Origin of the sequence: Limosilactobacillus fermentum, from assembly GCF_013394085.1 — a bacterium.
Lineage (GTDB): Bacteria > Bacillota > Bacilli > Lactobacillales > Lactobacillaceae > Limosilactobacillus > Limosilactobacillus fermentum.
On the sequence record NZ_CP040910.1, the window covers coordinates 201,228 to 221,709 of the forward strand.

Annotated in this window: 20 protein-coding genes; 17 read left to right on the top strand and 3 right to left on the bottom strand. The window is 54.1% G+C overall.

What is annotated here, in order from left to right:
- Positions 1-20 precede the first annotated feature (20 nt).
- From FG166_RS00935 to purD, 10 genes are all read left to right on the top strand, one after another.
- On the top strand, positions 21-338 hold the full coding sequence (locus FG166_RS00935) for a winged helix-turn-helix transcriptional regulator (protein WP_050755174.1): 318 nt from the start codon (positions 21-23) through the stop codon (positions 336-338).
- A gap of 568 nt (positions 339-906) precedes the next feature.
- Entirely contained in the window at positions 907-1,629 is a 723-nt protein-coding gene (locus FG166_RS00940) for a phosphoribosylaminoimidazolesuccinocarboxamide synthase (protein ID WP_003682490.1), read from the top strand.
- Between the two features lie 2 nt (positions 1,630-1,631).
- A complete protein-coding gene (purS, locus tag FG166_RS00945; protein WP_003682491.1) occupies positions 1,632-1,874 on the top strand; it encodes a phosphoribosylformylglycinamidine synthase subunit PurS in 243 nt (80 codons plus the stop codon).
- Positions 1,875-2,555, top strand: coding sequence for a phosphoribosylformylglycinamidine synthase subunit PurQ (gene purQ, locus FG166_RS00950; protein ID WP_003682494.1), 681 nt, complete (start codon positions 1,875-1,877; stop codon positions 2,553-2,555). It begins immediately after the preceding gene.
- Between the two features lie 3 nt (positions 2,556-2,558).
- Complete coding sequence (purL, locus tag FG166_RS00955) at positions 2,559-4,784, top strand: phosphoribosylformylglycinamidine synthase subunit PurL (RefSeq protein WP_003682496.1); 2,226 nt, start codon at positions 2,559-2,561, stop codon at positions 4,782-4,784.
- Positions 4,760-6,223 (top strand): amidophosphoribosyltransferase, encoded by a 1,464-nt coding sequence (purF, locus tag FG166_RS00960; RefSeq protein ID WP_003682498.1) that lies wholly within the window; start codon positions 4,760-4,762, stop codon positions 6,221-6,223. Before purL ends, purF begins: the two co-directional genes overlap by 25 nt.
- Complete coding sequence (gene purM / locus FG166_RS00965; protein ID WP_003682500.1) at positions 6,223-7,260, top strand: phosphoribosylformylglycinamidine cyclo-ligase; 1,038 nt, start codon at positions 6,223-6,225, stop codon at positions 7,258-7,260. Before purF ends, purM begins: the two co-directional genes overlap by 1 nt.
- An 8-nt stretch (positions 7,261-7,268) precedes the next feature.
- Positions 7,269-7,850: a phosphoribosylglycinamide formyltransferase gene (purN, locus tag FG166_RS00970; RefSeq protein ID WP_015638504.1), complete on the top strand. Its 582-nt coding sequence runs from the start codon at positions 7,269-7,271 to the stop codon at positions 7,848-7,850.
- Between the two features lies 1 nt (position 7,851).
- A complete protein-coding gene (purH, locus tag FG166_RS00975) occupies positions 7,852-9,387 on the top strand; it encodes a bifunctional phosphoribosylaminoimidazolecarboxamide formyltransferase/IMP cyclohydrolase (protein WP_003682503.1) in 1,536 nt (511 codons plus the stop codon).
- A 154-nt stretch (positions 9,388-9,541) separates the two neighbouring features.
- Positions 9,542-10,795: a phosphoribosylamine--glycine ligase gene (gene purD, locus FG166_RS00980; protein WP_003682505.1), complete on the top strand. Its 1,254-nt coding sequence runs from the start codon at positions 9,542-9,544 to the stop codon at positions 10,793-10,795.
- Positions 10,796-11,040: 245 nt separating this feature from the next.
- Here the strand turns inward: purD and FG166_RS00985 are convergent, their stop codons facing one another.
- Both FG166_RS00985 and tnpA read right to left on the bottom strand, forming a co-directional pair.
- Positions 11,041-12,204: an RNA-guided endonuclease TnpB family protein gene (locus tag FG166_RS00985; RefSeq protein WP_003684331.1), complete on the bottom strand. Its 1,164-nt coding sequence runs from the start codon at positions 12,202-12,204 to the stop codon at positions 11,041-11,043.
- On the bottom strand, positions 12,201-12,638 hold the full coding sequence (tnpA, locus tag FG166_RS00990; RefSeq protein ID WP_012390758.1) for an IS200/IS605 family transposase: 438 nt from the start codon (positions 12,636-12,638) through the stop codon (positions 12,201-12,203). Before tnpA ends, FG166_RS00985 begins: the two co-directional genes overlap by 4 nt.
- A 215-nt stretch (positions 12,639-12,853) precedes the next feature.
- Here tnpA and FG166_RS00995 point away from each other — a divergent pair, with 215 nt between their 5' ends.
- The 7 genes from FG166_RS00995 (at position 12,854) to FG166_RS01025 (ending at position 19,630) form a co-directional block, all read left to right on the top strand.
- The gene (locus FG166_RS00995; RefSeq protein WP_003682507.1) at positions 12,854-13,549 is read left to right on the top strand and encodes a 2,3-diphosphoglycerate-dependent phosphoglycerate mutase; all 696 of its coding nucleotides are present in this window, start codon (positions 12,854-12,856) and stop codon (positions 13,547-13,549) included.
- Positions 13,550-13,673: 124 nt separating this feature from the next.
- Positions 13,674-14,852 carry an aminotransferase class I/II-fold pyridoxal phosphate-dependent enzyme gene (locus FG166_RS01000; protein ID WP_003682508.1) on the top strand — a complete coding sequence of 393 codons (1,179 nt, stop codon included), beginning with the start codon at positions 13,674-13,676 and terminating at the stop codon, positions 14,850-14,852.
- A 112-nt stretch (positions 14,853-14,964) separates the two neighbouring features.
- Entirely contained in the window at positions 14,965-15,969 is a 1,005-nt protein-coding gene (locus tag FG166_RS01005; protein ID WP_003682509.1) for a hypothetical protein, read from the top strand.
- A 490-nt stretch (positions 15,970-16,459) separates the two neighbouring features.
- Complete coding sequence (locus FG166_RS01010) at positions 16,460-16,831, top strand: cupredoxin domain-containing protein (protein WP_003682510.1); 372 nt, start codon at positions 16,460-16,462, stop codon at positions 16,829-16,831.
- 13 nt (positions 16,832-16,844) lie between these two features.
- The gene (locus tag FG166_RS01015) at positions 16,845-17,153 is read left to right on the top strand and encodes a cupredoxin domain-containing protein (RefSeq protein WP_003682511.1); all 309 of its coding nucleotides are present in this window, start codon (positions 16,845-16,847) and stop codon (positions 17,151-17,153) included.
- Entirely contained in the window at positions 17,153-19,084 is a 1,932-nt protein-coding gene (locus FG166_RS01020) for a copper-translocating P-type ATPase (RefSeq protein ID WP_003682512.1), read from the top strand. The genes FG166_RS01015 and FG166_RS01020 overlap by 1 nt, the downstream gene beginning before the upstream one ends.
- A 111-nt stretch (positions 19,085-19,195) precedes the next feature.
- Complete coding sequence (locus FG166_RS01025; protein WP_003682513.1) at positions 19,196-19,630, top strand: MFS transporter; 435 nt, start codon at positions 19,196-19,198, stop codon at positions 19,628-19,630.
- 44 nt (positions 19,631-19,674) lie between these two features.
- On the opposite strand, the gene FG166_RS01030 is transcribed toward FG166_RS01025, so the two are convergent.
- Complete coding sequence (locus FG166_RS01030) at positions 19,675-20,151, bottom strand: nucleoside 2-deoxyribosyltransferase (protein WP_003682515.1); 477 nt, start codon at positions 20,149-20,151, stop codon at positions 19,675-19,677.
- Positions 20,152-20,482 lie beyond the last annotated feature (331 nt).

The following is a 20,482-nucleotide window of genomic DNA, read 5'->3' on the forward strand; positions in this document are numbered from 1 at the left end:
GTAGGAAATGGGGGATTCACGTGGAAGAAGTACGCTATCATTTTGGGGCCAGCCTGGTCCTCTCGATCATTAGTGGCAAGTGGAAACCGTCGATTATTTGTGAGCTGGATGAAGGGGCGTGCCGTTACAACGAATTGCACGAGCAACTCAACCAACATAATGCCCACCCCATCAGCCAAAAGGTCTTAACCGAACAGCTTCGTCAACTGGAAGAGGACTTGATCGTCACCCGAACCAGCTATAACACGGTGCCGCCTAAGGTGGTCTATTCCCTGACGCCGTACGGGAGCCGCCTGCACCAGTTCCTAGTTGAAATGACCAAGTTGGGCGAGGAATAGGCCCCGCACCTGGCCAAGGCGGGCACCCCAATTGAGTTTGACTACCACTACCAGGAAATGATTCACCACTAGAAGCCGAATGAGAGAGTGAGTGGGAAATAACCTACTCGGCCTGCTTAGGCACTAGGTCTGCGGTTGGGAGCACGTTATCTTTGGAAGTGCGGACCAACCTCCTCGACGGGGCGTATGGATAAGCTGGGACGAACGGTTGATGCGGTACGCATCGTTCTTCGGCCAGCTTAGACACTAGCCCCGTGGTTGGGGAGCACGTTATCTGTCTAACATTCGTGAATACAACAAGAGGCTGGGAGAAAATCGTGTTTTCTCCCAGCCTCTTTTTTAAAAACCGTTAAATAGATGATTAACGAACTAGAAACCGTTATCTTAAACCGTTTTACCCCATCCTTGCGATTAAACACGAACATTAAAGTGATAATTACATTAAAATGGCGTCGATTTGTTGACGAGCGATGATAAAACTTGTTATTCTATGGTCACGATTTAGCGAATTTATCGCCGAAAATAATAATTATTGTTCGTGTTTTACTGAAAGGGAGTCACCGCGAAAATGGAAGAGAAGCTGTTGTACGCCGGGAAGGCAAAGGAAATGTGGACCACCGAAGATGAGGACCAACTGCGGGTGGTGTACTTAGATCAAGCCACCCAGTTGAACGGGAAACAAAAGGAACACTTTGCTGGCAAGGGGGCCGCGGCCCACGCCATTTCCGACCTGGTCTTCCACTACTTGATTGACCACGGAATTGAAACCCACTTCATCAAGAAGCTGTCGGCGACCGAGGACCTAGTTGAAAAGTGCGCCATGGTACCGCTGGAGTTTGTGACCCGTAACACCGTCGCCGGCCACTTCGCTTCCCGCTTTGGCCTGGAGGAAGGAACGGCCTTGCCGCAACCGGTCGAAGAAAACTTCTACAAGGACGACGAATTAGACGACCCCTTCATTAACGAATCGGCCGCCGTCGCCTTAAAGATGGTGACCCCGGCAGAATTTGACCGGTGCTGGGCGATTTGCCGCCAGGTTAACCAACTGCTAACGCCGCTCTTTGAAAAGGCCGGCATGCAACTGGTGGACTTCAAGCTCGAATTTGGCCGCCGGAGCCGGGATAACCAGATTATCTTGGCCGACGAATTCTCCCCGGATAACTGCCGCCTGTGGGACACGACTACCCACCACCACCTGGATAAAGACGTCTTCCGGCGCAACCTCGCCGACCTGACGACCACCTACCAAGAAGTGTACGCCCGTTTACAAGCAGCCCTAAAGGAGGACTAATTATGACCACCGTTCGGATTTACGTGACCTACAAGCCATCCGTTTTTGACCCCCAGGGGGAAACGATTACCAACTCGATTCACGCCCTCGGCCACCAAGACGTGAAGAGCGTCACCGTCGGCAAGTTCTTTGACGTAACGGTTGACGGTGACCAAGTTGGAGCGACGGTTAAGCAAATTGCCGAGGAACTCTTGGTTAACTTCAACATGGAAACCTACACCTACCAAGTACTGGAGGAGAAGTAAATGAAGATTGCGGTGATTGTCTTTCCGGGGTCGAACTGTGACATCGACCTCTACGAAGCGTTGAAGACGGTTTGCGGCGCCGACGTGGACTACGTCGACCACCAGCAAACCAGCCTGGCCGGCTACGACGCCGTGATGCTGCCGGGGGGCTTTTCGTACGGTGACTACCTGCGGGCCGGGGCGATTGCCCGCTTCGCTAAGATCATGCCGGAAGTTAAGCGCCTGGCCGACGAAGGCAAGCCGGTCTTTGGGACTTGCAACGGTTTTCAGATTTTAACCGAGGCCGGCCTATTACCGGGGGCGCTAAAGAAAAACGACAGCCAAAACTTCGTCTGCAAGACGACGCCACTAGAAGTCGTCAATAACCAAACGATCTTCACCAGCCAGTACCAAGAACACGAACGGATTAACCTGCCGATCGCCCACGCCGATGGTTCCTACTTTGCCGACCAAGCCACCTTGGACGAGCTGGAAGCTAACCACCAGGTGGTCTTTCGTTACGCCGAGGAAAACCCCAACGGATCCTTAAACAACATCGCCGGGATCTGCAACCGGGCCGGCAACGTCTTGGGGATGATGCCGCACCCGGAACGGGCGGTCGAAGCAATCTTGGGCAACACCGATGGCCTGCGGGTCTTTAAGTCACTGTTGGAAAACGGCACGGTCATTGCGGAGGGATAGGAAATGAAGCAAGCATTAACGCCAGAACAAATTAAGGAACAAAAGCCTTACTTGGACTGGAGCCTAAGCGAGCGCGAATACGACTACATTTCAGAAAAACTCCTGGGCCGGTTGCCTAACTTCACCGAAACCGGGCTCTTCTCCGCCATGTGGAGTGAACACTGTTCCTACAAGAAGTCCAAGCCGGTCTTGCGCTTGTTCCCCAACCAAAACGACCGGGTCCTCCAGGGGCCTGGTGAAGGGGCCGGGGTCGTTGACATCGATGACGGCCAAGCGGTGGTCTTCAAGGCCGAAAGCCACAACCACCCGTCGACGGTCGAACCTTACCAGGGGGCCGCAACCGGGGTCGGGGGGATCTTGCGTGATATCTTCTCGATGGGGGCACGGCCAATTGCCAGCCTCGATTCCCTGCACTTCGGCGAACTCGACGACCCGAAGATGCAAATGAAGGTCGCCGGTACCGTTAAGGGGATTGGGGATTACGGTAACTGCATGGGGATCCCAACCGTGGCCGGGGAAACGACCTTTGACCCGTGCTACTCGGGCAACCTCTTAGTCAACGCCATGAGCGTCGGCTTGATGGACCAAAAGGACATCCAAAAGGGGAAGGCCGCCGGGATCGGCAACGCCGTGATGTACGTCGGGGCCAAGACTGGTCGTGACGGGATCCACGGGGCAACCTTTGCCTCGGCCGACTTCTCCGACGAAAACGCCACCCAGCGGTCCGCCGTGCAAGTCGGGGACCCCTTCATGGAAAAGCTGCTCTTGGAAGCCTGCTTGGAATTGATTCAAAACCACCCCGACTGGTTAGTGGGGATCCAGGACATGGGGGCGGCCGGGATCGTGTCCTCGTCCGCCGAAATGGCGAGCGAAGGGGATGCGGGGATGGACCTCGACCTCGACCTCGTTCCGCAACGCGAACCGAACATGTCGGCCTACGAAATCATGCTGTCCGAGTCCCAAGAACGGATGCTGCTGTGCGTCAACAAGGGCCACGAAGACGACGTCAAAAAGATCTTTGACTTCTACGGCCTGGAAGCCGTCACGATCGGCCGGATCACGGAGGGGCGCCAGTACGTCTTGCACCACGACGGGCAAGTCGTTTGTGACATCCCGGTTTCCAGCTTAACCGACGACGTCTTAGAAGAAACCTCCGAAGAACAAAAGCCGGCCCGGATTTTGCAGGCCGAACAAGAGGCTAACTGGCAACCGGAAGTAACAGACGCCGGGGCGACCCTGGAACAACTGCTCCAACAGTCGACGATCGCCGACAAGTCAATCTTCTTTGAACAATACGACTCGATGGTTCGGACCTCGACGGTGGTCGGCCCCGGGTCTGACGCCGGGGTCCTGCGGGTCCGCGGCACCAAGAAGGGCCTGGCGATGACGACCGACGGCAACGGCCGCTTCGTGTACCTCAACCCGGAAGTTGGGGGCAAGATGGCCCTGGCCGAAGCGGCGGCTAACATTGTCGCCACTGGGGCCCTGCCACTGGCGATCACCGACTGCTTGAACTACGGGGACCCCAACGACCCAGAAATCTTCTGGGAGCTCCACCAATCAGTGTCCGGGATGGCCGAAGCCTGCCGGGTCTTTGACACCCCGGTCATTTCCGGGAACGTTTCCTTGTACAACGAAAATAACGGCCAGGCCATTCACCCCACCCCAATGGTCGGGATGGTCGGCCTGATCAAGGACTTAAAGGACCTGGTTAAGATGGCGGCCCAAGCAGCCGGCGACCAAGTCTACCTGCTGGGCCAAACCGGTGACGACTACGCCGGTAGCGAACTGCAAAAGATGCTGACCGGCGACATCGCCGGGACGGTGGCCGACTTCGACTTAAACCACGTCCACGCCATGATGAAAACCCTGCTGTCCCTAATGGAAGACGGCAAGGTAGCGTCCGCGCACGACCTGGCCGAAGGGGGCCTGGGGGTCGCCCTAGCCGAAACGCTCTTCAAGACCGACCTGGGGATGAACCTCAAGCTCGACTTAACCAAGAACCAACTCTTTAGTGAAACCGCCGGACGCTTTGTGGTGACCGTCAAAAAAGAAGACGCTGCGGCCTTTGAGGCGGCCCTGGGCGACGACGCCACGCTGATTGGGGAAGTTACCAACAGCCACTGGCTCCAGGTACGCCTGGCGGACGGCAACCTGAACAAAAACGTTGCCGACTTAGAACAATTGTGGAAGGAGGCCATTCCGTGCCAGCTGAAATCAAGGGATTAAATGAAGAGTGTGGGGTCTTTGGGGTCTTTGGCGCCGAACACGCCGCCAGCCTGACCTACATGGGCCTGCACACCTTACAACACCGGGGCCAAGAGGGGGCCGGAATCGTCTCCACCGACTACCAAACCCTTTACCAACACCGGGATCGTGGCCTTTTATCCGAGGTCTTTGCCGACCCGGCCGAACTGGAACGCCTAGTCGGTGACGGGGCGATTGGCCACGTCCGTTACGGGACTTCGGGGCACAACTCGATTCAAAACGTGCAACCGTTCCTCTACCGCTTCCACGATGGCGACATCGCCCTGGCCCACAACGGGAACCTGACCAACGCCGTCACCCTCCGGCGCCAATTAGAGGATGAAGGGGCGGTCTTTCAATCCGATTCCGATACCGAAATCCTGATCCACCTGATTCGCAAGCACATCCAGTCCGGCTTCATTAACGCCCTCAAGCAGAGCTTAAACGAAGTCAAGGGGGGCTTTGCCTACCTGCTTTTGCAAAAGGACCGCTTGATCGCCGCTTTGGACCCGAACGGTTTCCGGCCGCTGTGCATCGGCCAACTGGAGAACGGCGCCTACGTCGTCACCAGTGAAACCTGCGCCTTAGACATCGTCGGGGCCAAGTTCGTCCGCGACGTCGAACCCGGCGAGTTGATCATCATTGACCGAGACGGGCTCCACGTCGATCACTACACCACCAACACCCAGCTGGCAATTTGCTCGATGGAATTCATCTACTTTGCCCGGCCGGACTCGATCATCCACGGGGTAACGGTCCACAACGCCCGTAAGCAAATGGGCCGCCTGCTCGCCCGCGAACACCCGGTTGACGCCGACATGGTAATTGGGGTGCCGAACTCCTCGCTGTCGGCGGCCTCGGGTTACGCCGAAGAGGCGGGGCTCCCGTACGAAATGGGTCTGATCAAGAGCCAATACGTTGCCCGGACCTTCATCCAACCGACCCAGGAACTGCGTGAACGGGCGGTGCAAATGAAGTTGTCGGCCGTCCGCGGGGTCGTGGAAGGCAAGCGGGTGATCGTGGTCGACGACTCGATCGTGCGGGGGACGACTTCCAAGCAGATCGTCCAAATGTTACGGCGGGCCGGGGCCAAGGAGGTCCACCTGCTGATCGCCTCCCCGCCGTTTCGGTTCCCGTGCTTTTACGGTATCGACGTGTCGACGCGGGCCGAACTAATGGCCGCCCACCACACGGTCGAAGAGATGCGGGATTTGATTGGCGTCGACAGCCTCGGCTTCTTGTCGGTTGGCAGCCTGATCGAAGCCATCAACCTGCCCAACGTCAACGGGGCGCCCAATGGTGGCCTGACGGTCGCCTACTTTACCGGTAATTACCCAACGCCGCTCTACGATTACGAGGAGGGCTACCGCAAGTCACTGAGCGAACAAGAGAAACTGGCCAGAAAGGAAGTCACGGTCTAATGAATCGATACCAAGAAGCCGGCGTCGACGTTAACGCGGGTTACGAACTGGTCAAACGGATCAAGGAAAACGTCAAATTGACTAACCGGCCGGGGGCGCTCGGCGGCATCGGGGCCTTTGGCGGACTCTTTGACTTGGGCGAACTGAAGGTTAAGCACCCGGTGCTGGTGTCTGGCACCGACGGGGTCGGCACGAAGCTTTTGATCGCCAAGGCCATGGATCAACACGACACGATCGGGATCGACGTGGTGGCAATGTGCGTTAACGACGTCTTAGCCCAGGGCGCCGAACCGCTCTACTTCCTCGATTACATCGCTACCGGCCACAACGACCCAGCCAAGATGGCCGACATCGTGGCGGGGGTGGCGGAAGGGTGCCGCCAGGCCGGCGCCGCTTTGATTGGGGGCGAAACCGCCGAGATGCCGGACATGTACGATCAGGATGAATACGACCTGGCCGGCACGGTCACCGGGGTGGTCGAAAAAGACGACCTCTTGACTAGCGACCAACCACAGGCGGGCGCCATTTTGTTGGGGTTGGCTTCCAGCGGGATTCACTCCAACGGTTTTTCGCTGGTTCGCCAAATCCTCTTTAAGGACCACCAGGTTGACCTAGCCGCAACGCCGGCCAAATTGGGCGGGCAAACGGTCGGCCAAGCCGTCTTGGCGCCGACTAAGATCTACGTCAAACCGGTCTTGCCGCTGTTAAAGGACCACCTGGTCGAAGGGGTCGCCCACATCACCGGGGGCGGGTTGATCGAAAACCTACCGCGGATGTTTGGCGACGACCTCCAGGCCCAAGTTGACAGCAGTGCCTGGCCAAGCCTACCCGTTTTTGACTACCTCAAGGAACTAGGTGGGTTGAGTGATGACGATTGCTGGCAAACCTTTAACATGGGGTTAGGGATGATCCTAGCGGTGCAACCGGACCTAGTGGACCAAGTTAAGAGTCGGCTGAACCAAGCGGGCGAGGCGTGCTACCAAGTGGGGCAACTGGTCAACCGGCCGGCCGGCGAAGAGAAGATTGTGATTAAGTGAGGAAGAGCATGAGAGTAGCGATTTTTGCGTCAGGAAACGGGACCAACTTTGAAATCTTGGCCCAGCAATTTCAAAACCACGACTTACCGGGCGACTTAGTGCTGTTATTTTGCGACCACCCCACGGCCCACGTAATTGACCGGGCCAAGCGCCTGAAGGTCCCTTATGAAACCTTCACCGTTAAGGAATGCGGTGGCAAGCCTGCGTATGAGAAGAGAATTTTGAAGGTCTTACAAGACTACCAAATCGACTTTATCGCCCTGGCCGGCTACATGCGGGTGGTCGGCCCGACGATTTTGGATCACTTTGGGGGTTCGATCGTCAACCTCCACCCGGCCTACTTGCCGGCCTACCCGGGGTTGCATTCAATCGAACGGGCCTTTGCCGATCACCAAACACAAACCGGGGTCACCATCCACTACATCGACTCCGGGCTGGACTCGGGCCCAATCATCGCCCAAGAGCACGTGGTAATCAAGCCCGATGATACGATCGAGAGCTTAGAAGAACGGGTTCACGAAACGGAACACCGCCTCTACCCAGCGGTCCTAAAAGAAGTCTTAACCAAGCGAATTGAAAAAGGAGAATAGCATGAAGCGCGCATTAGTTTCTGTATCGGACAAAACCAACTTGGTGCCCTTTGTAAAGGGGCTGGAAGAGCACGGCTACGAAATCGTCTCCACCGGGGGGACTAAGAAGGTCCTGGATGAGGCCGGCATTAAGACGATCTCGATTGAAGACGTCACCCACTTCCCGGAAATCTTGGACGGGCGGGTGAAAACCCTCAACCCTTACGTTCACGGGGGCCTGTTAGCCCGGCGCGACTTGCCGGAGCACATGAAGACCTTAGAGGACCTGTCGATCACCCCGATTGACCTGGTGTGCGTCAACCTCTACCCCTTCAAGGAAACGATCTTAAAGCCGGGCGTTGAACTGGCCGATGCGATCGAAAACATTGATATTGGTGGCCCGTCGATGGTCCGTTCGGCCGCTAAGAACTACCAAAGCGTCACGATCGTTACCGACATCAACGATTATGACCAGGTCCTGACCGAAATCGAAGAAAACGGCGATACGACCGACGAAACCAAGGGCAAGTTAGGGGCCAAGGCCTTCCGGATCACCGCCGCTTATGACGCATTGATCTCCCAGTACCTGACCGCTCAAGTGGGCCTGGAAGACCCGGAAAAGCTGACCCTGACTTACGACTTAAAGGAAACGATGCGCTACGGGGAAAACTCCCACCAACGCGCTTGGCTCTATGAAGACGCCCTACCAAAGAGCTTCTCGATTTTGGAGGCCGAACAACTCCACGGCAAGAAGCTGTCCTACAACAACATTAAGGACGCCGACGAAGCCCTGCGTTGTGTGCGCGAATTCGACGAACCAACCGTGGTGGCCATGAAGCACATGAACCCGTGTGGGATTGGCCGCGGCGACAGCCTGGAAGTCGCTTGGGACCGGGCCTACGAGGCTGATTCCGTTTCGATCTTCGGTGGCGTGATCGCCCTGAACCGCAAGGTCGACCTGGCGACCGCTGAAAAGATGCGGAAGATCTTCTTGGAAATCATCGTGGCGCCGGGCTTTGATGACGATGCCTTTGCGGTCTTGGCCAAGAAGAAGAACATCCGCCTCTTGCAAGTCGACTTTGACCAAAAGGACGAACCAACCAAGGAAGAAGTGGTTTCCGTGATGGGGGGACTCTTGATGCAAGACCAAGACACGCTTAAAGAGGACTGCCACGACTGGGAAGTGGTGACCGACGTTAAGCCAACCGAAGACCAATTGAAGGCAATGATGTTTGCTTGGAAGGCCGTTAAGCACGCTAAGTCCAACGCAATCGTGGTGGCCAACAACGAACGGACGCTAGGCGTGGGGGAAGGTCAACCAAACCGGATCGACTCCCTGAAGATCGCCGTCAAGCACGCCGGCGACTTGGTCGAAGGCAGCGTCTTGGCCTCCGATGCCTTCTTCCCGTTTGACGACTGCGTTAAGTACGCCGGCGAACACGGCGTCAAGGCGATCGTTCAACCAGGGGGCTCGGTACGCGACCAAGACTCGATTGACATGGCCAACAAGCTCGGGATCGCCATGGTGACGACCGGGGTGCGCCACTTTAGGCACTAAAAAGAAGTGCGATCCAGCCTTTGGCAGGCCGTGGGCTAAGGTCTGGCATCCTTTGGTCGTGCGTACATGGTCAATTTAAAATTAAACAGGGGTTGGGAGAAGGGAAGCTTTTTCCAACCCCTGTGCCTGTTCATGGAAAATCAGGAGGAAAATCATGACATTACAAAACGTGTTGGTGATCGGTAACGGGGGCCGCGAGTTTGCGATCGCTAAGAAACTAAAGCAAAGCCCCAAGGTCGACCACGTCTACTGCGCACCGGGCAACGTTGGGATGCCAACGGTTGGGGTTGAACCGGTGGCGATCGAAGAACTGGACTTTGCTGGGTTGATTAAGTTTGCCCAGGAGCACCAGGTAGCCTGGACCTTCGTTGGCCCGGAAGACGCCCTGGTGGCTGGGATCGTCGACGAATTTCAAACGGCGGGGCTAAAGATCTTTGGCCCTAACGCCCGGGCGGCCCAGCTGGAAGGTTCTAAGGAATACGCCCTCTCCTTTATGAACAAGTACGGGGTTCCAACCGCCAAGCACCTGGCCTTTGAAAACGAGGCCGAAGCCCTGACGCACGTGGCCGACTTCGGCTTCCCGGTCGTCTTGAAGTTAGACGGCCTTGCCGGCGGGAAGGGGGTCGTGATTGCGAGCGACCAGGCTGATGCCGAAGCGACGATTAAGGAAATGTTTGCGGACCACACCGGCCGGCTGGTGATTGAAGAGTGTTTGGTGGGACCGGAATATTCGATGTTTGTCCTGATCGAAAACGGCGACTACCAAATCTTACCGATGGCCCAGGACCACAAGCGGGCCTACGATGGCGATAAGGGTCCCAACACCGGCGGGATGGGCGCCTACAGCCCGCTGCCCCAGTTGAGTGAGTTCGACCGCCAACGGATGGTCGAAGAAGTGGTGGAACCAAGCGTCAAGGGACTCGTGGACGGGGAGTACGACTACCACGGGATCCTCTACATCGGCTTGATGCTGACTGAAGATGGACCCAAGGTGATTGAATATAACGTTCGCCTGGGTGACCCGGAGACCCAAGTGATCTTGCCGCGGCTGGCAACCGATTTATTTGACCTGGTTGACGCTTGTGTCAACGACCAGCCCCTGCCGGAAGTGGTTGAAAAAGAGGGCGCCGTTTTAGGGGTGGTGGTGGCCTCAAAGGGTTACCCGCAAAAGCCGGTCAAAAACCAAGCGTTGGGCAAGTTCCCGGTGGCCGGCAACATCACGGTTGATTACGCTAACGTGGCCGGTAGTTTAGGCGACTTACACGGGGCGGGGGGCCGGCTGTTGATGGTGATTGCCACGGCTAGTGATTTAAAGCAGGCCCAACAAGACGTCTACGCTTACCTCGACCAACTGGAGGAACCGGAGTGCTTCTGGCGCCAAGACATTGGAGAAAAGGCGTTTAATTAAGGAAGTGCGGACCAACCTCCTTGACAGGCCGTTGGGCTAAGCTAGGGCGGGGGTTAGTGCGGCACGCACTGTTCTCAGCCCTCCAATTCTGTTACGGCATTTCTAGCAAGGATTAGTGACGGTGTAGTGAACTACTCGGCCATAAATGACCGAGCTTCTGGGAACACGAAGTAGTATTTAGGATGTTGCTTCTGTATTCAGAATACCTAACTTACAGAACTCCGTTCTTTTACCACGGCTAGTCCCTAGCCAACGGCTTTTAATCCTCTATGGAGTATATTAACTGCCGCATTAATATCTCGATCGTGATGAGTACCACATTTAGGACAAGTCCATTCTCTAATTTCAAGTGGTTTCTTCCCACTATGGTAACCACACGTGCTACAGATCTGACTGGTGTAATTAGGATTAACAGTAATTAACTGTTTACCGTACCAATCACACTTGTATTCCAGCATGGTTCTAAATTGGTACCAACTGGCATTCGCAATAGCTTTAGCTAAATGGTGATTCTTTTGTAGATTCTTGGCTTTCAAATCTTCAATGACAATCACATCGTATTTTTTAACTAAGGCTGTTGTTAGTTTGTGTAAGTAATCTTGACGTTGGTTCGCTATCCGTTGTTGGTAGCGAGCCTTTTGTTTTTGAGCCCGTTGCCAATTCTGATAATCATTGAGATCCATTTTTACGTCTTTATGATTATGGTTCCATTGGCGAACAGCTACGGTTGCTTGATATTTTCGGCGACTATACTTGCTTTGCCACTTTGTGGCTTGCTTTTCCAACCACTTAGCATTGAAAGTACCAAACTTTTCACCGTCAGAACTAATCGCTAAGTCAGCGATCCCAACATCCAGGCCAACGGTCTTGCCTGTTTTTGGCAATGCTTCTGGAGCAACAGTCTCGACCTGCAAAGATAAGTAGTAGCGACCAGTTGGACCATAGCTGACGGTATAACGCTTAATTTTGCCATTTACAGCTTGAGAGGTCTTACTAGTTCGAATGCTTCCTAACTTAGGTAGCTTCATTCTTCTCTTGGCAATCACTGTGCAGACCGACCGACCAGTATATGACTGTTTGGCGGCGTGCCTGCTTTTAAAGCGTGGATAGCCACCACGATGTTTAAACAGCATCTTAAAAGCTTGGACTAGATTATGGTTCACCACAAGGAAACTAGTCGCATCGCTGTCTTTAAGATAGGGATATTCTTGTTTCAACTGTTTAAGCAAGTAATTCATTCCATATTCATTTACAAAATGACTGCTAGGATTGTTTTGATAGCGTTGCTTAGCCATATCTAGCATGAGATTCCACACTCTACGGTCATTGCCGAACATTTGCCATAGTTGAGCTTGTTGTTGCTTGTTAGGGTACAAGCGTAGCTTGACCCCTTTAATTAATTTGGTCATTCTAATTTCACCTCCTTTTTGCGTTGATCATCAATATACTTGGCTACTGCTTGTTCATTAACGCTCCCAATGCTTTCAACATAATAACTTGGTGACCATAGGTGACGACCTTGCTTTTTCCAGTAGCTAGTTTGTAGTTCTGGACATTCTCGGAAGAGGTGCCGTGCAGAAATGCCTTTAAGCCAGCGCATGATGTTAGTTACAGACAGTTTTGGCGGAGCGCTCACTAGTAAGTGGATATGGTCATCTTTACCAATCTCCATATGAGCAATCGTAAATCCATATTTTGAAGCTATATCATATAATGATTGCTTCAAGACTTCTTCTACGTGTCCTTTCAACACTTTATTACGATATCTAGTTCCCCAAATTAAATGATAATTAAGATTGTAGACTGACGTTCTACCATATGTAATTCTTTTTGTATCTTTCATACCAATAATTATATTACATTACGGTTCGATCATGTGCCCTAAGGGCACAAAAAAGGCAATTCATCACGTCCTTAAAAGAACGTGTTTCCTTGCCCGCTTTCAAAAACGGTTGCTTAACCATGTTCTACAATTCACTTTTCATTTAGGACGAACTGATTTAAAATATAGAAGTATGCTGTATGCAAAGTTTATAAGAAGAAAGAGGTCAAACGAACATGGCTAAATTAGTACTGATTCGTCACGGGCAAAGCGAATGGAACCTGTCCAACCTGTTTACTGGCTGGGTTGACGTCGACCTGAGCGAAAAGGGTGTTGAACAAGCAAAAGCCGCCGGTAAGGCGATCAAGGAACACGGGCTGGAATTTGATTACGCCTACACTTCTGTTTTGAAGCGGGCAATCAAGACCCTCCACTACGCACTGGAAGAATCCGACCAAATGTGGATCCCAGAATTCAAGACTTGGCGCTTGAACGAACGTCACTACGGGGCATTGCAAGGCAAGAACAAGGCCGACGCCGCTGAAAAGTACGGTGACGAACAAGTGCACATTTGGCGCCGTTCTTACGACGTGCTGCCGCCGCTGCTGAGTGCTGATGACGAAGGTTCTGCCGCAAAGGACCGTCGTTACGCTGACTTGGACCCACGCGCCATTCCGGGTGGGGAAAACTTGAAGGTCACCCTGGAACGGGTAATCCCACTTTGGCAAGACGAAATCGCACCAAAGCTCTTGGACGGCAAGAACGTGATCATCGCCGCCCACGGTAACTCCCTGCGTGCCTTGAGCAAGTACATCGAAAACATCTCCGACGAAGACATCATGGGCTTGGAAATGGCTACTGGTCAACCGGTCGTTTACGACTTCGATGAAAAGCTGAACGTGCTCAGCAAGGAAAAGTACGACATTGATTAAGCTTTTTTAATCAACGGAAACGAGGCCGCTCCTTTAATAGGGGCGGTCTTTTTTGATAAATTTATCGCTTTTTGTGAATTTTTTAATTATAATGAAACTCTAATCAATAAAGGAGGACTGATTAATGAAAATGGAAGAGCACATGCGCACCGACCTCAAGCGGGTCCCAACGATGAAGATCTTCGACTTTGCCTTTTTCACGAAGTCAATCGAAGGGATCGTTGAATTGACCATCGGCGAACCGGACTTTAACACGCCGGAACACGTTAAGGAGGCCGGGATGGCCGCGATCGCCAACAACCGGACTCACTACGCCCCGCAGCGGGGCACGGCGGGGTTGCTGTCGGCGATTAGTGATGACGTGGCTAAAAAGGTTGGCAAGGTGTACGACCCGGCGACCGAGATCTTGGTAACCAACGGGGTAACCGAGGGTGCTTACGCGGCGGTGACGGCGATCACCAACCCGGGCGACGTGATCCTGGTCCCAACGCCGACCTTCTCGATTTACATGGCCGACGCCGCCATTGCCGGGGGAACGGCGGTTGAAGTTGATACTTCCAAGACCAACTTCCGCCTGACGCCCGAATTGATCCAGTCCTACCTCGATGAATACGGCGACCGGGTCAAGGGCTTAGTCGTGGTTAACCCCACTAACCCGACCGGGATTGCCATGAACCAGGATGAACTAGATGCGATCGCTGACGTGGTGCGCGACAAGCCGATCTTCGTAATTGCCGACGAAATTTACGACCAGCTCGCCTACACGGAAGGAGCGGATCAGTACCCGTCGATCGTTAAGTCCTTGCCGGAACAAACGATCTTGTTGAACGGCTTCTCCAAGTCCTACGCCATGACCGGTTGGCGGGTCGCCTACATGTGTGCGCCAAAGCCGATCACCGATGAACTCTTTAAGGTCCATGGCTTTGCCGTGACCGACGTGGCAACCTTCGTGCAAGACGCCGCCGAAGAAGCGCTACGCAACGGCCAAGAGGACCCGGCAGCTATGCGGGCCCAGTACCGGGAACGCCGCAACGTCTTGTATCAAGGGCTCCAGGAGTTGGGCTGGGAAACCACCAATCCGGAGGGTGCCTTTTACATCTTTGCCAAGATTCCGGACTACCTGGAACAAGACGACGAGAAGTTCGCTTACGACCTGGCCGAAAAGGCGAAGGTCGCCGTCACGCCAGGCTCTTACTTTGGCGCCGGTGGGGAAGGGTACGTCCGCTTCTCTTACGCCACCGATTTAAACGTCATCAAAACGGCGCTGGACCGTTTGCAAAAATATTGCGCCGCCCGCCGGTAAAAATGAACCTTTTATAGTAATTTAGTTAGGAAAGTGTAAAAGACCTGACCGCCCGTCCCTGTTCTGTTATCATAGAAAGTAATAATTTTTTAACAGGGGAGAGATTGCAATAATGAATATACTTTCGCGGGTACCGCTCAAGGCATTTACGGCTAAACTAAAGGACCTGGTCAAGCCGGGGTACACCAAGGCAATGTGGCCAACGGGTGGGTTCTTTTTAATCTACATCGCATTAACGGCGCTTTTGGTTTACGTGGACCTGTCCTTTGTCAGCACCTTGTACATGAACTTGATGATGCTGATGTACGGGATGGCTAGCACGTCGGGGATTTTGTTAGCCCTGCTGGAACTGCTCGGGGTCTTCGCTTTGATCTTGGCGTTAGGCTTTTGGTTTAACTTCATTTCCACGGCGGTGGTCTTCACCTACCAAGACCGGCTTCAACACCCGGACGTGGTGGTGAGCCCTAGCACGATTTGGAAGAACTTCAAGCACCTGCGTAAGAACCAATTGTGGCGGATCAGCCTCTACACTGGCCTGTTCATCTTCTTGTGGACCCTGCCGCTGACGATCGTCGGTAGCTTCGTTTCCAAGTATACCTGGGCGGTTTACACGATCCGGATCTTAAACTACCTGATCATCATCTGGAAGTCCTACGAATACTCGCAAGCAACGCTTTTGTACCGGGAAAAGCAACCAGACTTCCTGGGGCAATCGATGCGCCACGCCCTGACGGCCAGCCGCCGCTTCATGGGAGGGCTGAAGTTTAACTTCCTCTTGTTGCAAATCGTCTTGGTGCTGTTGCCGATCGTAGTTTGGTCAGCCATCTTTGGCGGGGTTGCTTACTACGGGATCTACACGGCGACCTACTTCTTCATGTACTTAGGTTACGCCCTGATCGCCTTGGGAATTACGGCTTACCTGCCGGTGATTTACGCAATCAGTGCTCTTTTCTACGAGGAAGCTAAGAAGCACATCAAGGTTGACGCCGACTTTATCGGCCTCTTCAAGCCGGTTGAAGTGTTGACCGGGGAAGCCTTCCAATACGGTCACGAACCGGTGGTCGAAGAAAAACCAACTAAAAAGGCCAAGAAGGGCAAGGCCCAAACGGCAAAATAATTTAGGTGAGTGGCCACCCACCACTGTTTAATTGAATTGAACGAAATCCCGAACTGGATCAACCATGTACTGATTGATTTGGTGCGGGATTTTTTTAGTGCTTTGCTCTAGCTTAGCCCACGGCCTGCTTGATAGGCTGGTCCACACTTCTTTTAACGTGCTCCCCAGCCGCAGGCCTAGTGGCTAAGTCCAGCCACAGAACACCGCTGACGCGCTAACCTGTGTCTAGGCCTTAGCCCACGGCCTGCCTGATAGGCTGGTCCACACTTCTTTTAACGTGCTCCTAACCACGAGCCTAGTGTCTAAGTACGGGCAAAGAACATCGCATTCTGCGATAACCTTTACCCTAGCTTAGCCATACGGCTCGTCGAGGAGGTTAGTCGCACTTCTCTTAAAATCAGGGCTTCCCCTCGTTGACAATCGTAAACGGTGCTCCTATACTAAAGCCAACGTTAAGATTTACATTTGTAAACGAAGGAGGGGAGCCGAAATGGCAGAAGTACTCGTCGCCATTGTGGGCCTAGTGTTGATCGCCCTGATCGTCTGGTGGTTCTTTGGTAAGCACCAAGCACAAGCGGGCAAGGCCGTGATGGAAGGGGATCACCAGGTGGCGACCGTGGTGGTCAACGGGGGGTATTCCCCCAGTACCGTGGTGTTAAAGAAGGGCGTTAGCGGGTCAGTCAAATTTGAGATGCGCGATTCGACCGCCTGCCTGTCGCACATTGTTTTTGAACAGTTAGGGCTCAATAAGGATTTAACCAAGCAGCCCACCACCACCGTTGAAATTCCCACCGACCAAGCGGGGGAATTTAATTTCGCCTGTGGAATGGATATGTTCCACGGCAAGGTAATCGTTAAATAAGGAGGAACTAACCATGGGATTATTTGATCGTTTTAAGAAGCCGGCCGTCAACGAAGACGGCCAACAAGTTTTTAAGGTGACCGTTGACGGGGGCTACCAACCAGAAACCGTTCGCTTGGCTAAGGGGGTCCCGGCCAAGCTGGTCTTTGAACGGGTTAGCGACAAGGGCTGCTTGGAAGTGGTGCACTCACCGGAACTGGGCTTTGAAGCCGAACTACCCCTTAACCAAGAAGTTAGCTTCGACGTTAAGACCGACCAGCGTGGCGAATATGGTTTTGCCTGCGGGATGGACATGTTTAAGGGAAAGGTCGTTGTAAAATAATGAAGCATTTAACCAGCTTGAAACGGTTCTGGGTCTGTTTGATTCTGACGCTGCCAATGCTGGTGCAAATGGTGGCGATGCCGTGGGGCTGGATGATGCCGGGCTACAACTGGGTCGCCCTGGTCACCACCACTTTGATCATCGTGGTCGGGGCCTGGCCCTACTGGAAGAGCGCCTGGGCAGCCTTTTTACAGCACAACGCCAACATGAACACCCTAGTGGCGATCGGGACGGCGGTGGCCTACTTCTACAGCCTCTTTGCCATGCTAACCGGGCGGGAGGTCTACTTTGAATCGGCCGCCTTTATCACCACCTTCGTCCTCTTGGGCGACGCGATGGAGGAACGGATGCACCAAAACGCCAACGGTGCCCTCAAAAAACTGCTCGACTTACAGGTTAAAGAGGCCGAGGTCTTGCGTGATGGCAATTACGTTAAGGTGCCACTAGACCAAGTGGTGGTTGGCGACTTGGTCCGGGTGCGCCCCGGTCAAAAGGTGCCGGTTGATGGTGTGATCACCAGCGGGGTGACGACGGTTGACGAATCGATGGTCACCGGTGAAAGTATGCCGGTTCAAAAGGGGGTCGGCGATCCCGTGATTGGTTCAACGATCAACCAAGCCGGGACATTCCAGTTTGAAGCCCAAAAGGTTGGCGCCGATACGATGCTCTCCCAAATTGTCGAGCTAGTTAAAAAGGCCCAAACCAGCCACGCCCCGATCCAAAAGTTAACTGACCGGATCGCCCAGGTCTTCGTGCCGGCGGTCTTGATCATTGCGATCGTCACCTTCGTCGTCTGGTTTAGTTGGTTAAAGGCGAGCGCCGTTTCCGCAATGCTCTTCGCCGTGGCGGTGATCGTGATCGCCTGTCCGTGTGCGTTGGGGCTGGCGACGCCAACGGCCCTAATGGTCGGAACCGGCCGGGCCGCTAAGCTTGGCGTCCTGATCAAGAACGGGGAGGCCCTGGAGGCGGTCAATGGGATTAAGACGGTCGTCTTTGATAAGACCGGGACGATCACGGTTGGTAAGCCCCAGGTGACCGACGTGGTTGGTGCAGAAGACACCCTGGCGGTAGCGGCGGCCTTAGAAGACGCCTCCGAGCACCCCTTGGCACTGGCGATCGTCCAAAAGGCTAGGGAAGCGGGGCTGCCAGTCGAACCGGTGACAGACTTTAATAACGTCGCCGGCGAAGGGGTAACGGCCAGATTGGCCGGCCAAGTTATCCGGGTCGGCAGCGCCCGCTTAATGGCGGGCCTGGCCTACCCAGCCGAACTGCAAGCAAGGGAACGGGCCCTCCAGGATGAGGCCAAAACGGTCGTCTTGGTGGCCAGGGGCGACGCCGTGATTGGCTTGCTCGCCATTCAAGACGTTCCCAAGCCGAGCTCCAAGCGTGCGATTGAAGAGCTCAAGGCCCGCGGCTTGAAGACGGTTATGCTAACCGGGGACAATCAGCGGGTGGCCCAAGCGATTGGTGACCAAGTCGGGATCGACCAGGTCATCGCGGGCGTTTTACCAAACGAAAAGGCCGATCACGTTCGGGCGCTGGAGCAAGGTGGCCCGGTGGCCTTTGTTGGGGACGGGATCAATGACGCCCCGGCCTTGACCAGTGCCACCGTTGGGATTGCGATGGGCAGCGGGACCGACGTGGCGATTGAATCTGGTTCGATCGTCCTCGTCCAAAACGATTTAAACGGCGTGGTCAGGGCGCTGGATATGTCACAAAAGACCTTCAACCGAATCAAGCTGAACCTCTTTTGGGCCCTGATCTACAACCTGATCGGGATTCCGATTGCCGCCGGGGTCTTCGTGGCCCTGGGGCTGCACCTGAGCCCGGAGGTGGCCGCCCTCGCGATGGCCTTCTCTTCGGTCTCGGTGGTTTCCTCGTCACTCTTGCTCAATCGAACCAGGATTGCGGGAGTGCAAAGGAAAGTGTAATAACAAGGATTGGGAAAAGACTGGAAAGGAGGTCCCTTCTGGTCTTTTTTCTGTTACACAGATAACGTGCTCCCAACCACGGGCCTAGTGTCTAAGTACGGCTGAAGAACGATGCCAAGGCATCAACCTTCAGCCTATCTTAGCCATACGGCCCGTCGAGAAGGTTGGCTTGCACTTCCACCCTGCCGCTGGGTAGCCCTGCTGATCTTTACCTTAGCGGCCCGTCACCTGGCTAACCCCTTCATTGCCACCGTCTACGTCTTATACATGGCCGGGATGGGGACTTGCATGGGTTCGGTAATGACCAGTGCCTTGCGGACCCTTGCCGACAACCAACAAACGGAAGGTAACGCGATTTTGAACACCCTCCAGCAGTTTGCCGGGGCGGTGGGAACTTCCTTAAGTGCGGTGGTGGTGGCCCAGAGCCAAACTTACTTGGCGGGCAGCCAGGCCTATACAACCGCCGTGGGGACCCAAAACGCCTTTATCATGTTGACGGTCTTTGCCACTGTCATTTGGTTTAGCTACTTTAAAGTTGTTAAATAAAAAACGGGCACCGTCCTGGCTTGCGTCAGGGGTGCCCGTTTTCTTTAAAAGACCTTCATGTCGGTCCAGTGGGTCGGGAGGTTGTTGAAGTCGTAAGTGGCTAGGCCCTCTTCAATCTGATCGCCGGTAAACATGGCGGTGTGGGAGCGGGCCAACATCAAGTTGAGTTCGTTATCGGGGTGGAACTGGGCCATGACGACCGGGATGTTCCAAGCCCAAGCGGCCCCGACCTCAAAGATGGTGCCGGCGTCTGGTTCGGGGTTGCCCTCTTCGTACTTGTAGTCGGTGATGGCCACCACCACGTCGGCACGCTTGACCTGGCGCATGTCGGTGGCAAAGACCGTGTCCTGCCAGTCGCGGGAGCCAAACTCTAAGCCCTCCGCTTGGTGTTCTTGGGGGTTGTAAATGCCCTCCGGATCGATGGTTGGGTTCTTCTTGAGGGCTGCCATTACGATGTCAATCCGTTCCTTTTGCTCCGGTGAGAAGAAGGGGCTAGCGAGGTAAACTTTGTTTTGGTACATGGGAGACGTCCTTTCTGATCTTAGTAGTTCTATTATAGAATAAGTGGGTACAAAATGCAGGAAAGAATGGGTAGACCAATTTGGTTTTATGCATAATTAGAAGGGGCGGTTGGGTGAAACGGGAGCGCCCCGACTAAAAAGGGGGACAGAAAGTTTTTTGCGAAAAGTTGGGAATTACCCTTGCAATTTGGGGTGAGGGTCTGTATAGTTATATACCGTTGTCACCGCGAAACAACGCGGTGCTGATGCGGTTGTTAAAAATAACAGTTGACATCAGTTGGTAACTCTGGTATAGTACAAGAGTTGCTGATGCAACAGGTTAACGAAAGTT